Source organism: Kitasatospora sp. NPDC056138, from assembly GCF_042264695.1.
Taxonomy (GTDB): Bacteria; Actinomycetota; Actinomycetes; order Streptomycetales; family Streptomycetaceae; genus Kitasatospora.
Genome location: NZ_JBHJVK010000053.1, coordinates 47,702 through 60,088 on the forward strand (window position 1 = coordinate 47,702; position 12,387 = coordinate 60,088).

Below are 12,387 nucleotides of genomic sequence, written 5' to 3' on the forward strand. Positions count from 1 at the left end.
ATCGAGACGGCTGCAGTAATACTCCAGCCGTAGATCGCGATGGCCTGGGTCGGTATCGTCGCTGTATGCCTCAACTGATCGCGCCCACAACCTACTTGCACTCCTCCTGGCTTGAGGCGCATCACGAGTGGGGTACCGGCCTCCACGAGGATGGATTCGGGCTGGGACCGTCCGACGAGGTCGACTCACCGGAGGGGTTCGCGGCCTGGGTGGCGCTGCTGGCTGACGGGTCGGGCCCGAAACCGGTTGAGACCGACCACGGTTGTACATACCGATGGATCGTCGAGGGCGACCGGGTGCACGGCGGGATCGCACTGCGGTACGGGCTCAATGACTACGTGCTGCAGTTTGGCCACATCGGCTACGGCATCCGGCCGTCTTCACGTCGGCGCGGGCTGGCCACCTGGGCGCTGGGCCAGATACTCGACGAGGCGCGGGCACTCGGTCTGGACCGGGTACTGCTCGTCTGCGAGGTCGACAACCTTGCCTCGGTGAAGACGATCGAGCGCAACGGTGGCGTCCTCGAAGGCGTCCGGGGCACCGAACACGGCCCCGCGCGGCGGTACTGGATCAAAATCTAGTTTGCGATCTTGTAAGTGGGTCGATGGCGCCACAGCTGCGGCCACCGTCGATCATCGGCCCGTGAAAACAGACGATCACGCGGTGGCCGCAGGTCACAGCGTAGTGCCTGCCCGGTGGCGGGCGATGTTCGATCAGCTGACGGGCCGTATCGCGGGCCGGTTCGCGCCCGTCGAACCACGGCGGCGCGCAACGGTGTTGGTGCTGGGCCTGCTGTCCGACCTGCCGAGGAAGAACTGCTGGACCCCGGCCGAGCACGCGGGTGACGCCGGCCCGGACGGCATGCAGCACCTACAGCTTTGCACCGCGCGAAGTGGGATGCCGACGCCGTCCGTGACGACGTGCGCACCTACGTGGTGGAGCACCTGTGCGACGACGAGGCCGTGCTCTAGCCAGCAGCGCCCTGCACCGGATTGCTCCCCGCACCCGTGGGGATGGTCCCAACGGGCGGCGGCCACGGGCGAGTGCTCCCTGCCGACGCGGGATCCGGAGCCCCGGCTGTTCCCGCCGGGAACATGCGCGTGCTCGCAGCCGCTGCGGGGGCAGCCCGATGCCGAGCAGAGCTTTACAGGAAGAGACCGGCGCGCGCGGTCTCGGTGGGGCGGGCTGGGGCAGGCGTATCGAGCGCTCGAGGTTGCCCAGCACCGGCGTGCCGCGTCCCGCTTGATCTCCGCCGTACACCGCTTGCTCGTATTGCTCTTGGTTCCCGCCCGAAACTGCTTCCGCCGGGCTCACTCGTCCCAGTTGCCAGGTGTCCGGATGCAGGATGGACCCTCGGTCCGGACCGCTGGTCGAGCCGGCCGGTACAGCCCGGTTCTCGGAGCGAGGCCACACGGCCGCTCATACAATGGATGTCACCGGCGTACAGGCGTACACGGGCCGGCGACGCCAGGGCGAGGAACTTGCCGGCCCGGGGCAGGAGACGCATGGCACAGGCTGCCGACGCAGCGCGGGCCGTCATCTTGACCGTGGACGACGACCCCGGAGTGTCGCGTGCCGTTGCCCGTGACCTGCGGCGACGCTACGGCGAGGTGTATCGCGTCGTGCGCGCGGAGTCCGGGGAGTCCGCGCTGGGCGCTCTGCACGAGCTGAAACTGCGGGGCGGCCTCGTGGCGGTGATCCTGGCCGACTACCGCATGCCGCAGATGAACGGCATCGAGTTCCTGGAGCAGGCTCTCGACGTGTACCCGGGCGCGCGGCGGGTGCTCCTCACCGCGTACGCGGACACCAATGCGGCAATCGATGCGATCAACGTGGTCGACCTCGACCACTACCTCCTCAAACCCTGGGACCCCCCGGAGGAGAAGCTCTACCCGGTCGTGGACGATCTGCTGGAGACCTGGAGGGCCACCGATCGTCGGCCGGTGGCCGTCACCAAGGTCATCGGACACCGGTGGTCGGCTCGCTCGTGGGGCGTGCGGGAGTTCCTGGCCCGCAACGAGGTGCCGTACCGCTGGTACTCGTCCGACGAGGCGGAAGGTCGGCGGCTGCTGTGCGCCGCCGGCGCGGACGGTCTGCGGCTCCCGCTGGTGATCACTCCGGATGGCACCGCACTGATCGAGCCCAATGATCACGACCTCGCCGCCCGGGTCGGCCTGGCGACGACTCCGGCGGCCCGTTTCTACGACCTCGCGATCATCGGGGGCGGGCCCGCCGGTCTGGGCGCGGCGGTGTACGGGGCCTCCGAGGGTCTGCGCACCGTCCTCGTGGAACGCTCCGCGACCGGGGGCCAGGCGGGCCAGAGCTCACGGATCGAGAACTACCTCGGCTTTCCGGACGGGGTGTCCGGGGCGCAGCTCACCGACCGGGCCCGGCGCCAGGCGGCGAAGTTCGGCGCCGAGGTGCTGACCGCACGCGAGGTCACCGGGCTGGAGATCAACGGCGCGGCGCGCGTCGTCCGGTTCTCGGACGGCTCCGCGGTCGCCGCGCACTCCGTGATCCTCGCGACCGGCGTGTCGTACCAGCAGCTCGAGGCGCCCGGCGTGGCCGACCTCACCGGGTGCGGGGTGTTCTACGGCTCGGCGCTGACCGAGGCGGCCGCGTGTCAAGGCCACGACGTGTACGTCGTCGGCGGGGCGAACTCCGCCGGCCAGGCCGCGATGTACCTGGCCCGGGGCGCCAAGTCGGTCGCCATCCTGGTGCGCGGACCGTCCCTGTCCTCCTCGATGTCCTACTACCTCGTCCAGCAGGTCACGAGCACGCCCACGATCTCGGTGCGCACCAACACGGTCGTCGAGGCCGCCCACGGCACGCACCAATTGGAGCAGCTGACCCTGCGCGACACGGCGACCGGGGGCACGGAACTCGTCGATGCCCAGTGGATGTTCGTGTTCATCGGCGCGGCCCCGCGGACCGATTGGCTGGAGGGCACGGTGCTGAGGGACCCGCGCGGCTTCATCCTGGCCGGCCCCGACCTGACCGCGGACGGGCGTCCGCCGGCCGGATGGGAGCTGGACCGGCCGCCGTACCACCTGGAAACCAATGTGCCCGGCGTGTTCGTGGCGGGGGACGCGCGCGCCGAGTCCGCCAAGCGCGTCGCCTCCGCCGTCGGAGAGGGAGCCATGGCCGTCATGCTCGTGCACCGGTATCTGGAGCAGTCGTGAACGGGCGGCCGGTGCCGTGCAGCCGGCAGGAGATCGGCACGCTGTTCCTGTTCGAGGAGCTGGCCCCCGACCAGATCGCGCGGCTGTGCCGTGACGGCCGTGTGGAGGCGTTCGACCCCGGGCCCGTGTACCTGGAGGGCGACCCGGCCACCTGCTTCTACGTGCTGCTCGAAGGGAGCCTCGTGCTCTCGCGCAGGACCGGCGACTACGACGTGGAGGTCAGCCGGAGTTCCAGCCGCGGTGTCTACGCGGGAGCCTTCCAGGCCTACCTGGGCGACCGCGTACAGCAGGTGTACAACAGTTCCCTGCGTGTCATCGAGCCTTCGCGGTTCTTCGTGCTTCCTGCGGAGAGCTTCGCCGGGATCATGCGTGAGTGGTTCCCCATGGCCGTGCACCTGTTGGAAGGGCTCTTCTTCGGCATCAAGAACGTCCAGGAGGCCGTCGGCCAGCGAGAACGGCTGTTGGCTCTCGGGTCCCTGTCCGCAGGGCTGACCCACGAGCTCAACAACCCCGCCGCGGCGGCGGTGCGAGCGACGTCGGCGCTCCGGGAGCGGGTCGCCGGCATGCGCCACAAGCTCGGCGCCATCGCGGCGGGCCCGTACCGGCGCGACAGCCTGGAGGCACTCGTCGAGGTCCAGGAACGTACGGCCGAGCGCGTCGCCAAGGCCGCCGGCACCCTGAACCCACTCGAAGCGTCGGACCGGGAGGACGCCGTCTCCGACTGGCTGGAGGCCCAGGGCATCGCGGACGCATGGCAGTTGGCGCCGACGTTCGTCCAGGCGGGCCTGGACACCGACTGGCTGGACCAGGTCGCGGCGGCCGTGGACGAGGACACCCTGGGAGGCGCCGTACGCTGGCTGAACTGCACCGTCGAGACCGAGCTCCTCATGAACGAGATCGAGGACTCGACCGCTCGCATCTCGGCCCTCGTCACCGCGGCCAAGCAGTACTCCCAACTCGACCGGGCGCCGTACCAGGTCGCCGACGTGAACGAACTGCTCGACAGCACGCTGCTGATGCTCTCCGGGAAGATCGGCCCCCGCATCACCGTCGTCAAGGAGTACGACTGCACGCTGCCGAAGATCCCGGCCTACCCGGGCGAGCTCAACCAGGTCTGGACGAATCTGATCGACAACGCCGTTGCAGCGATGAGGAGCACGGGCGCCGGAGGCACGTTGACGGTGCGCACCGCGCGGGACGGCGGCCATGTCCTCGTCGAGTTCGGCGACACGGGGCCCGGGGTGCCCGCAGAGATCCGCGACCGCATCTTCGACCCGTTCTTCACCACGAAACCGGTGGGTGAAGGTACAGGTCTCGGTCTGGACATCTCGTGGCGCATCGTCGTCAACAAGCACCACGGTGACCTTCGGGTGCGGTCCGTGCCCGGCGACACCCGGTTCCAGGTACGCCTCCCGCTGACCTCCACCGAATCCGACGCCCCACAGGAGCCGTCATGAATTCCCGGAACGGAATCGACCCCTCGGTCCCGCCGAGCGGTACCGGATGCCCCGAGTGCGACGCCGTCGGCGGGTGGTGGTTCCACCTGCGGCGCTGCGCGCTCTGCGGCCACATCGGCTGTTGTGACGACTCGCCGTCGAAGCATGCGACCGCCCATGCCGAAGCCACCGGACACCCGGTGATCCGCAGCTTCGAACCGGGCGAGAGCTGGTTCTGGAACTACGAGACCTCCGAGATGTACGAGTCGGGTCCGCAGCTGGCACCGCCGGAGAGCCACCCCGCCGATCAGCCGACGCCCGGCCCCGCGGGGCGTGTACCGGCGAACTGGGCCGATCGCCTGGGTTAGGGGCCGCCGCGAACGTCGATCAGGAAGGACATCAGCTTTCCCCTCCGTTCCGCAGGAACGCGACTGCGGTGAACTTCACCGGCTGGAAGTGGTTTCCGGAGGTCCAGCCGACCGGGATCCATTCCACTGGTCTCCCGCATCCATCGTCGTTGCCGCTCCCCGCCCGGGCCGGCCGCGACCAGAGTCCACGGAGGCGCCGTGCCGACCCCAACGATCCGCCTGCTCCTTGCCGACGTCGACGGCACCATGGTCACGGGCGGCAAGGTCCTGACCGACCGCGCCGTCCAGGCGGTCCACAAGCTCCACGACGCCGGCATCGTCTTCGCGGTGACCAGCGGGAGACCGCCCCGCGGCATGTCCATGCTCATCGAGCCGCTTGCACTGGCCACCGAACTCGCCGCCTTCAACGGCGGTCTCATCGTCGAGCCGGACATGACCGTCGTCGAGCAGCGGGTCATTCCCGCAGAGGTGGTGGCCCCGGTCGTCGCGCTGATGGAGTCCTTCGGCCTCAGTGTCTGGATCTACCGGGGCGCCGACTGGTACGTCCGCGACCTGACGGGGCCGCACGTGGACCGCGAGAGCTGGACGGTGCAGTTCGCGCCCACGCTCGTTCCCGGCTTCGACGGGCTCGAACAGGGCGCCGCCAAGGTCGTCGGGGTCAGCGATGACCACCAGGTCGTCGAGGCGGCCGCGGTCGCGGCTCGCGCCCGGTTCGGCGAACATGTCTCGGCCGCCCGCTCCCAGCCTTACTACCTCGACGTGACCCATCCGCAGGCCAACAAGGGCGGTGTCGTCACGTACTGGTCCGCGAAGCTCCGGATCTCCCCCGACCAGATCGCCACGATCGGCGACATGCCCAACGACGTGCTGATGTTCGCGCACTCGGGACTGTCCATCGCGATGGGCAACGCTAGCCACGAGGTCCAGCGCGCGGCGAGGCGGGTCACGACGAGCAACGAGGAGGAGGGTTTCGCGAACGCGGTCGAGCAGTTCATCCTATGACCGAGCCGCTCGAGTTCGGGCCGGCCGCGGCCATGCGCCCGGCTCCACCCGGTCTCCCCGCGCGACGTGCCGCGCGCCCCCGACGGCGGCGTCATCGCGGACCACCACGGTGCCGTCGACCACCTGCCGACAGAAGTGGTGGGCTCGACCTGGTCAGTGGTCGGTGTCGTGCACGAGGCCGCAGGGCGGCGGGACGCGGTCAGCCGTGAAATGGCCCGCGATAAACCCCGGTGACTTCGGCGGTCGTCCCGCGTTAATGGTCGACGTGATCGAAGATTTTGCGCCGCTCACCCGACTCGGCCTCGGCGAGCCGCGAGTACAGCGCCTCGGCGTCCCGCTCGCTCGCGAGCAAGTCCCGCCGGTGCCGCAGCCGGTCGGCGTCTGATTCGGTACCCGTGTTCATCTTCGTGTCACTTCCGATCCGATCAAGCGCATGCGGCCCGCGATGTCGGCAACGGCCGGACTGCCCGGCCCGTTTCGGTTTTCGGCTCGTTGCAGACCGGCACGCTCGCAATGGCGCCGAAGTGGCCGGTGCGTCAGCCGTCGTGGCGGATCAGAAGGCTGTTCAGGGTTTCCTGGAAGCCGCGGATCAGGGTGGACAGGCCGGTTTCGAAGGCGAGTTCGCTGAAGTTGGGTGGGGCGTTCAGGAGGGGGTCCAGGCCGGGCGGGAGGCCCTTGGTGGGCAGCGACGCCTTGCGCGGTAGGCCGAAGTCGAGGGCTGCGCCTGCGAGGAAGTACTCGATGCACTGGACGATCGGGACCAGGTGCTCCTCCGGCCAGCCGGCCTCGCGCAGCACGGCGAAGGCGTTGGCGTAGCTCTGGAGCGCCGTGACGGACTGCGTCGGCCGCGTCACCAGGAGCGGCACCATGTTCGGGTGGGCGGCGAACGCTGCGCGGTAGGCGCGAGCCCAGCTGTCGAGCGCGGCCGTCCACGGGCGGATGCCCGGGTCGAGCTCCATCTCGGCGACGATGAGATCGCAGATCCCGTCGATGATCTCGTCGCGGCCCGAGACGTAGTTGTAGAGCGACGGGCCCTTGACGCCCAGTCGGGCCGCGATCCGGGTGGTCGAGAGCGCGGTGGCGCCCTCTTCGTCGACCAGTGCGAGAGCTGCTTGCATGATCCCGTCCCGGGTCAGCAGTGGCCGTGGCGGCCTGCCCATCTGTTCGTCCTCTCGCCTGCTGCTTGGGTCGCCCCCCGGTGTTGGGCCGTGAATGCGCACTAGTGTACGTTCTCGCCCAGGCAAAACTACTGGCTCTAGTTTTAGGGGGGCGCCCGGTGGATTGCGCCTGGTGTCGCCCCTGTGGCACCGGGCCCGACTTCGAAGGGCAACTCGCCTTCGCGGTCCCGGCCGACGGCGGACTTCGGCCACCTCCCGTGCGTTCTCCCTCGACTTGCCGGAAGCCGCCCGGGCTCTTCCCGTGGCGGACCCTGCCGATGCGAAATCTGGCATGTTCCTGACAGTTTACTGATCGACATGCCGACAACTTCCCTGCCCGCCTTACGCCGAAGGTGACCCTCCGCATGTCCATGCGCACCCTCGCGCTGCCCGTGCTCGCCGCATCCGTGGTGCTCTCGCTCAGCGCCTGCGACCCGACGAACCCGGCAGCCCAACCCGCTGACCCCGGCACCGCCCAGGCCGCGCCGACCCTGGCCCCCGCCGGCAATCCCGCGGTGACCCTGGTGACCCCGGCCGCCGACCGAACCACGTCGGCCACCCCGTCGGCCCACCCGATTGCCTCCGGTACTCCGAAGGCGTCGGCCACCCCGTCCCCGTCCGCGACGCCGACCGTCACACCCGTCACGCCGGACCTCAAACTGGACTCGTACAACCAGCAGACCGGCAAGGCCGTGCTCGCCGCCGCCGACAACGGCAAGGGCATTCCCAGCCCGTCCTCCACGGCCGCGGTCACCGCCGCCGTGCAGACCGGCCAGCTGATCGACAGTCCGCCATCGGCCGCCGCGCCGCACGGCGCACTACTGGCAATCACCGCCGTCAAGCCGGCCGGTGACGGGAAGGTGCAGGTCGACACCCGACCGGCCACGATCTCCGAACTGCTCGGCCAGACCTGGGCGAACATCAAGACCGCCCTGGATCCGCACAAGATCCAGGTCACGCCCAGACTCAAGGACCTCAAGACCACCTACGTCCCGAACCCGCACGGCGGCAACGGCTCGGCCTCGGCCGCACTGGAGCTGGACGCGAACGACACCGTCCCGCTGCCCGGCGGGGCCAAGGCCACGCTCAGCGGCTCGCTCGAACTCGACCCGAGCGTCGTCTTCTCCTACCAGGGCGCCCACGGCATCCTCGTCCCCGAGCAGGCCAAGGTCGGTTTCGACCTGGGCGCGCACGCCAACTGGCACCTCACCGCCGGCCTCACCGGCTCCACCGGTCCGGTCAGGATCCCGGTCGCCACACTCACCGCCACCCCCACCGTGATGGTCGGCGACCTGCCGGTCGTGATCACCCTCAACCTGACGGTCTACGCCGAGGTCAGCGCCGACGGCAACGTCAGCGTCGACGTCACGCAATCCGTCGACGGCGACTGGGCCATCCACGCCGACTACACCAAGGCGGCCGGCTGGACCACCGCCACCGACCCGATCAGCACCAGGATCACCCCCGTCAAGGCCACCTTCGCCGGCACCGCCGACGTGCGCAGCGGTCTGGCCGCCGAGGGGTCGGTCGCCCTCTACGACGCGGTGGGTGTGAAGGCCACCGTCGAGCCGTACCTGCGGGCCGCGGTGCAGGGCTCGGTCAGCGTCGACAGCAGCGGCGCCGAGCCGAGCATCGACGGCAGCGGCGGCCTCTACGGCGGACTCGACGTGGAGGGGGCCGTGATGGCGCGGATCGCCATCCTCGGCACCCCGCTGTTCGAGAAGGACCTGCCGTTCAAGGCCTACCACGACGAATGGCCCATCGTGGCCGGTTCGTACCGCAATGCGGCCCCGAGTACCACGCCGACCAGCTGACTGACGATCCATCAGACGAAAGGCCGAGTCCGAGATATGAGCATCAAGGCAAAGCTCCTCACCACCGCGGCCCTGACGGCCGCGATCACCGCCGGTCTCGCCGCCCCCGCGGTCGCGGCCCCGGCGCACCCGGCGGCAGCCGTCGCGGCGGGCAGCAGCACCGCGAGCGCCGGCACGGTGACCGAGGCGCAGTGGCTGGCCGACGTGAGCACCGCGATCGCGCCGGCCCGCGCGTACGTCGAGCAGCGCACGGCCGAGCCCACGGACCAGAAGCTCGCGATCGTGTTCGACATCGACAACACCACCCTCGCGACGCACTTCCACCCGTTCGCGATGCCGGGCATCGCACCGGTCGTGCAGCTGGCGCAGTACGCCCACTCGCGCGGGGTCTCGCTGATCTTCGTTACCGCGCGGCCGGACTTCATCGACCTGGTCACCCGGCACAGCCTGACCGAGGCGGGCTACACCGTGGACGAGCTGCGCGGGCGTGACCTGGGCAATCTCTTCGAGCCGGTGCAGCAGTACAAGACGGATGAGCGGATCAAGGTGGAGAGCGAGGGCTACACGATCATCGCCAGCATCGGCAACAACTGGACCGACCTGGGCGGTGGCCACGCCGAGCGGACCTTCAAGCTGCCGGACTACGACGGCCTGCTCTCCTGACGCTGCCTCACCGGGGTGAACTCACGCCCGCCCGGGGCCCGGCCGGTGTGCCGGGCCCCGGGCGGGCATCAAGGTCACGGCCAAGGCCGAGCCAGCAGCCCGCGCCGCGGCCGCCCGGGTACGAGCGCCGAAGGATCAGACGCAGCGACCTCCCTCGGGGCCGGTGTCCCTGGGATCACCACGTCGGGGTGCACGACAGCAGGTGCTGCCCGACGTGGGCAGTGCGCAGTCCGGCGTCGGCGAGGTGGGACTCGAGGATGAAGTTGTGGATCTGGCGGGCGGGGACAGGGCGGCCGTCGCGGGTGCAGGCGTTGACGGCGAGGACGCCGCCGGGCAGCGGGGCCTGGTCGGTGGGCTGCCAGCGCACCGCGATGCCGAGGGGCGCCGGAGGTCCCGGCCGGGTAGCCGGGTTGATCGAGCGCCAGCTCTTCCGCGCAGGAAGTGGCTGGGGGCCTCCTCCTGGAGGCCGTCGGCGATCTCCCCCTGGTGGGGGAACGGCTTCGTTCGTCCGGCCGATTCAGGGTGGGACCAGCGACCTCAGAGTGGGAGCCATGACATCAGAGACCCGGGAGAACGCGGCTGCCTCCGCGGAACGTCCGCACGCCCGGACGGCGCTGGAGGCGGACGCACCCGGCGGCCGGCTGCGGTGGTCCGTCCCGGCGACCCAGGCCGCGGCGGTCGGCTACGCGGCGCTGCAGACCTGGTGGTCGCTCGGCCACGCCCCGTCCTTCGGTCGGTTCGGCACCGATCTGCTGGTGGTCCCGCACTGGGGTGTCGCGGTCCTGTGCCTGGCGGCGGCGGCGCTCGCGCACGGGCTGCGGACGGCCGCCGGGCCCAACCGCGGCCTGCTGGGGGCGTCCTGGGCGGTGAGCGGTGTACTGCTCGTCTCCTGCCCACTGCTGTTGCTCGATGTGGTCGGCGCCCTGATCCCCGGGCTGCGGATCCCGCACAACCTGCCCGGCGCGCTGAGCCGCGCGGCCTGCTTCGCGGTGGCCGCCCTGCTGTTCAGCTGCGCCGCCGCGTACCGGCGTAGCCGTTGGGGCGGCTGCCCATGCTGCAGCCGCACCGGGGAGCCGCTGTCGGCTGAGCCGACGCGGCCCCCGCGCTGGGCCTGGTGGGCGGCCTACGGCGCGGTCGCGTCCTGCTGGTTGAGGATCGTCGCCCAGTACGGCCTGGGCTGGGGCAGTCCGGGACACCTCGATCCGGCCGAGGAGGTGTCCCTTGCGGTGTTCGAGGCGGGCTTCGTCATGGCGGGCACGCTGCTGCCGCTGTCCCTGGTACACGGCTGGGGCCGGGTCTTCCCTCGCTGGGTGCCACTGCTGGCCCGGCGCCGGGTGCCGCGCCGGCTGCTGCTGCCGCCGGCAGCCGGGCTCTCCGTCGGGCTGCTGGTGTACTTCGGTGTGGGCATCGGCCAGTTGGTCGGGGAGACGATCCGCCCCAGGCCGCATCCGGGCTCACTGCCGCTGTCGTTCCTGTGGGTGGCAATGCCCGCGTACTGGTTGTGGGGACTGGGGCTCGGCGTGGCTGCGGTGTCGTACCACCGGCGAACCCGCCGCCCCTGCCGAGTGTGCGGGCGCTGAGCCGAGCCCGTTCGGCAGGCGGCACCGCCCGGTGCAGGACCCTGCGGGAGGGCGGGGCCACCGCCGGCCGACGAATCGTCAGCGAGTTCTGCTCACCGGCTCCACCATCCAAAACAGTTCCGCCCGGTCGGCCGGCCAGGCGACCTCGCGGCGCGGACCGGAGCGGCGGTCTCTGCGCTGGCGGGCATGTCAGGATCTCGGCGGCACTCGCCCGGGCCGACGCGCGCCACGCCGTGGACGGGAAGGACGTGGCGCACGCTCCTGCCATCGAACTGGGCCAGGTCGTCTACCCAGGCGGCTGGCCGGCCGATCCCGGCGTCCTGGTCCTGCGCAACGAGTACCCGGCGCCGATCGAGATCGACGGTGTGGCGTACCCGACCGTCAGCCACGCCTACTGGGCCCTGTCCACCACGGACGACCGGCGCCGGGAGGCGATCCGCGCCGCGAACACCCCCTACGACGCGCGGCAGACCGCCAAGGACGCTCCGCTGCGCCCCGGCTGGGAACAGGCCCGCGCCGCAGTGATGGCCCGGCTGCTGCGCGCGAAGTTCGCCCAGCACCCCAACCTGGCACAGGTCCTGGCCCAAACCGGCGAGGCCACCATCCTCTACACCGACATGCACTCCCGCTACTGGAGCCAGCACGACCGGATGGGACGCAACTGGACGGGACGACTCCTCGAACTCATCCGCGCCGAACTCGCCGCGGAGCAGCACGGCCTGACCAGCCTCAACCACCACACCAGCTTGTGAGTAGAGGAGCGAGTTCGGTCAGTGTCCTGATGCGTGGGACCGATGCGACGGAGGCGGCGTCGCGCCGGTCGAGCCAAATCCCGTGCAGCCCGGCGGTGATGGCCGCTTCTGCGTCCGTCTGGAGTCGGTCTCCGACGTAGACCACCTGTGACGGTTGGAGCTGAAGCTTGCTGCATGCGGTCCGGAAGACCTTCGCGTCGGGTTTGGCGGCGCCTGCATCGCCGGAGACGGTGACATGCTGCAGCGGGCTGGTGAGACCGACGTGCTTCAGAAGCCGTTGTCGTACAGATCAGTTCGCCCGGCGGTCGAACAGGGGTTTCCGCACATGACCGACGCGCAGGAGACGGTTGCCCGGGCAATCGTCAGTGGCCGGTGGTAGGTTCCGGCCCTCGTGACGACGGAGGGGATTCCCGATGCAGCAGATATGGGCGCG

General features: G+C 70.4%; 14 protein-coding genes and 1 pseudogene. 11 read left to right on the forward strand and 4 right to left on the reverse strand.

Annotation, left to right across the window (positions count from 1 at the left end):
- The first annotated feature begins 65 nt into the window (after positions 1 to 65).
- The 6 genes and pseudogenes from ACFC1R_RS27605 (at position 66) to ACFC1R_RS27630 (ending at position 5,988) form a co-directional block, all read left to right on the forward strand.
- Positions 66 to 581 (forward strand): GNAT family N-acetyltransferase, encoded by a 516-nt coding sequence (locus ACFC1R_RS27605; protein WP_375943046.1) that lies wholly within the window; start codon positions 66 to 68, stop codon positions 579 to 581.
- Between the two features lie 124 nt (positions 582 to 705).
- Positions 706 to 968, forward strand: a pseudogene (locus ACFC1R_RS27610) (IS701 family transposase); the annotation flags it as partial.
- Positions 969 to 1,505: 537 nt separating this feature from the next.
- On the forward strand, positions 1,506 to 3,182 hold the full coding sequence (locus ACFC1R_RS27615) for an FAD-dependent oxidoreductase (RefSeq protein ID WP_375943048.1): 1,677 nt from the start codon (positions 1,506 to 1,508) through the stop codon (positions 3,180 to 3,182).
- Entirely contained in the window at positions 3,179 to 4,639 is a 1,461-nt protein-coding gene (locus ACFC1R_RS27620; RefSeq protein WP_375943050.1) for an ATP-binding protein, read from the forward strand. The genes ACFC1R_RS27615 and ACFC1R_RS27620 overlap by 4 nt, the downstream gene beginning before the upstream one ends.
- Entirely contained in the window at positions 4,636 to 4,986 is a 351-nt protein-coding gene (locus tag ACFC1R_RS27625; RefSeq protein WP_375943052.1) for a UBP-type zinc finger domain-containing protein, read from the forward strand. The genes ACFC1R_RS27620 and ACFC1R_RS27625 overlap by 4 nt, the downstream gene beginning before the upstream one ends.
- 198 nt (positions 4,987 to 5,184) lie before the next feature.
- On the forward strand, positions 5,185 to 5,988 hold the full coding sequence (locus ACFC1R_RS27630; protein ID WP_375943054.1) for a Cof-type HAD-IIB family hydrolase: 804 nt from the start codon (positions 5,185 to 5,187) through the stop codon (positions 5,986 to 5,988).
- Between the two features lie 253 nt (positions 5,989 to 6,241).
- Here ACFC1R_RS27630 and ACFC1R_RS27635 read toward each other — a convergent pair whose 3' ends face one another.
- Positions 6,242 to 6,391, reverse strand: a complete 150-nt coding sequence (locus ACFC1R_RS27635; RefSeq protein WP_375943056.1) for a hypothetical protein — start codon at positions 6,389 to 6,391, stop codon at positions 6,242 to 6,244.
- A 133-nt stretch (positions 6,392 to 6,524) separates the two neighbouring features.
- A complete protein-coding gene (locus ACFC1R_RS27640) occupies positions 6,525 to 7,106 on the reverse strand; it encodes a TetR/AcrR family transcriptional regulator (protein WP_375943058.1) in 582 nt (193 codons plus the stop codon).
- Between the two features lie 404 nt (positions 7,107 to 7,510).
- On the opposite strand from ACFC1R_RS27640, the gene ACFC1R_RS27645 reads away from it, so the two are divergent.
- Both ACFC1R_RS27645 and ACFC1R_RS27650 read left to right on the forward strand, forming a co-directional pair.
- Positions 7,511 to 8,959, forward strand: a complete 1,449-nt coding sequence (locus ACFC1R_RS27645) for a hypothetical protein (RefSeq protein ID WP_375943060.1) — start codon at positions 7,511 to 7,513, stop codon at positions 8,957 to 8,959.
- A 36-nt stretch (positions 8,960 to 8,995) separates the two neighbouring features.
- A complete protein-coding gene (locus ACFC1R_RS27650) occupies positions 8,996 to 9,622 on the forward strand; it encodes an HAD family acid phosphatase (RefSeq protein ID WP_375943062.1) in 627 nt (208 codons plus the stop codon).
- Between the two features lie 175 nt (positions 9,623 to 9,797).
- Here the strand turns inward: ACFC1R_RS27650 and ACFC1R_RS27655 are convergent, their stop codons facing one another.
- Entirely contained in the window at positions 9,798 to 9,989 is a 192-nt protein-coding gene (locus ACFC1R_RS27655; protein WP_375943064.1) for a hypothetical protein, read from the reverse strand.
- 184 nt (positions 9,990 to 10,173) lie between these two features.
- Between ACFC1R_RS27655 and ACFC1R_RS27660 the strand changes: the two genes are divergently transcribed.
- Positions 10,174 to 11,202: a hypothetical protein gene (locus ACFC1R_RS27660; protein ID WP_375943066.1), complete on the forward strand. Its 1,029-nt coding sequence runs from the start codon at positions 10,174 to 10,176 to the stop codon at positions 11,200 to 11,202.
- 248 nt (positions 11,203 to 11,450) lie between these two features.
- Positions 11,451 to 11,954 carry an NADAR family protein gene (locus ACFC1R_RS27665; protein WP_375943068.1) on the forward strand — a complete coding sequence of 168 codons (504 nt, stop codon included), beginning with the start codon at positions 11,451 to 11,453 and terminating at the stop codon, positions 11,952 to 11,954.
- On the opposite strand, the gene ACFC1R_RS27670 is transcribed toward ACFC1R_RS27665, so the two are convergent.
- Positions 11,932 to 12,198 carry an HAD family hydrolase gene (locus ACFC1R_RS27670; protein WP_375943079.1) on the reverse strand — a complete coding sequence of 89 codons (267 nt, stop codon included), beginning with the start codon at positions 12,196 to 12,198 and terminating at the stop codon, positions 11,932 to 11,934. The genes ACFC1R_RS27665 and ACFC1R_RS27670 overlap by 23 nt on opposite strands.
- Between ACFC1R_RS27670 and ACFC1R_RS27675 the strand changes: the two genes are divergently transcribed.
- Positions 12,109 to 12,333, forward strand: coding sequence for a hypothetical protein (locus ACFC1R_RS27675; RefSeq protein WP_375943070.1), 225 nt, complete (start codon positions 12,109 to 12,111; stop codon positions 12,331 to 12,333). The two genes, ACFC1R_RS27670 and ACFC1R_RS27675, sit on opposite strands and share 90 nt — an antisense overlap.
- The last annotated feature ends 54 nt before the right edge of the window (positions 12,334 to 12,387 follow it).

Bases quoted from the DNA above. Each gene is read 5' to 3' on its own strand.
- ACFC1R_RS27605 (WP_375943046.1), top strand. From the start codon at position 66: ATGCCTCAACTGATCGCGCCCACAACCTACTTGCACTCCTCCTGGCTT.
- ACFC1R_RS27615 (WP_375943048.1), top strand. From the start codon at position 1,506: ATGGCACAGGCTGCCGACGCAGCGCGGGCCGTCATCTTGACCGTGGAC.
- ACFC1R_RS27625 (WP_375943052.1), top strand. From the start codon at position 4,636: ATGAATTCCCGGAACGGAATCGACCCCTCGGTCCCGCCGAGCGGTACC.
- ACFC1R_RS27635 (WP_375943056.1), bottom strand. From the start codon at position 6,391: ATGAACACGGGTACCGAATCAGACGCCGACCGGCTGCGGCACCGGCGG.
- ACFC1R_RS27640 (WP_375943058.1), bottom strand. From the start codon at position 7,106: ATGCAAGCAGCTCTCGCACTGGTCGACGAAGAGGGCGCCACCGCGCTC.
- ACFC1R_RS27645 (WP_375943060.1), top strand. From the start codon at position 7,511: ATGTCCATGCGCACCCTCGCGCTGCCCGTGCTCGCCGCATCCGTGGTG.
- ACFC1R_RS27650 (WP_375943062.1), top strand. From the start codon at position 8,996: ATGAGCATCAAGGCAAAGCTCCTCACCACCGCGGCCCTGACGGCCGCG.
- ACFC1R_RS27660 (WP_375943066.1), top strand. From the start codon at position 10,174: ATGACATCAGAGACCCGGGAGAACGCGGCTGCCTCCGCGGAACGTCCG.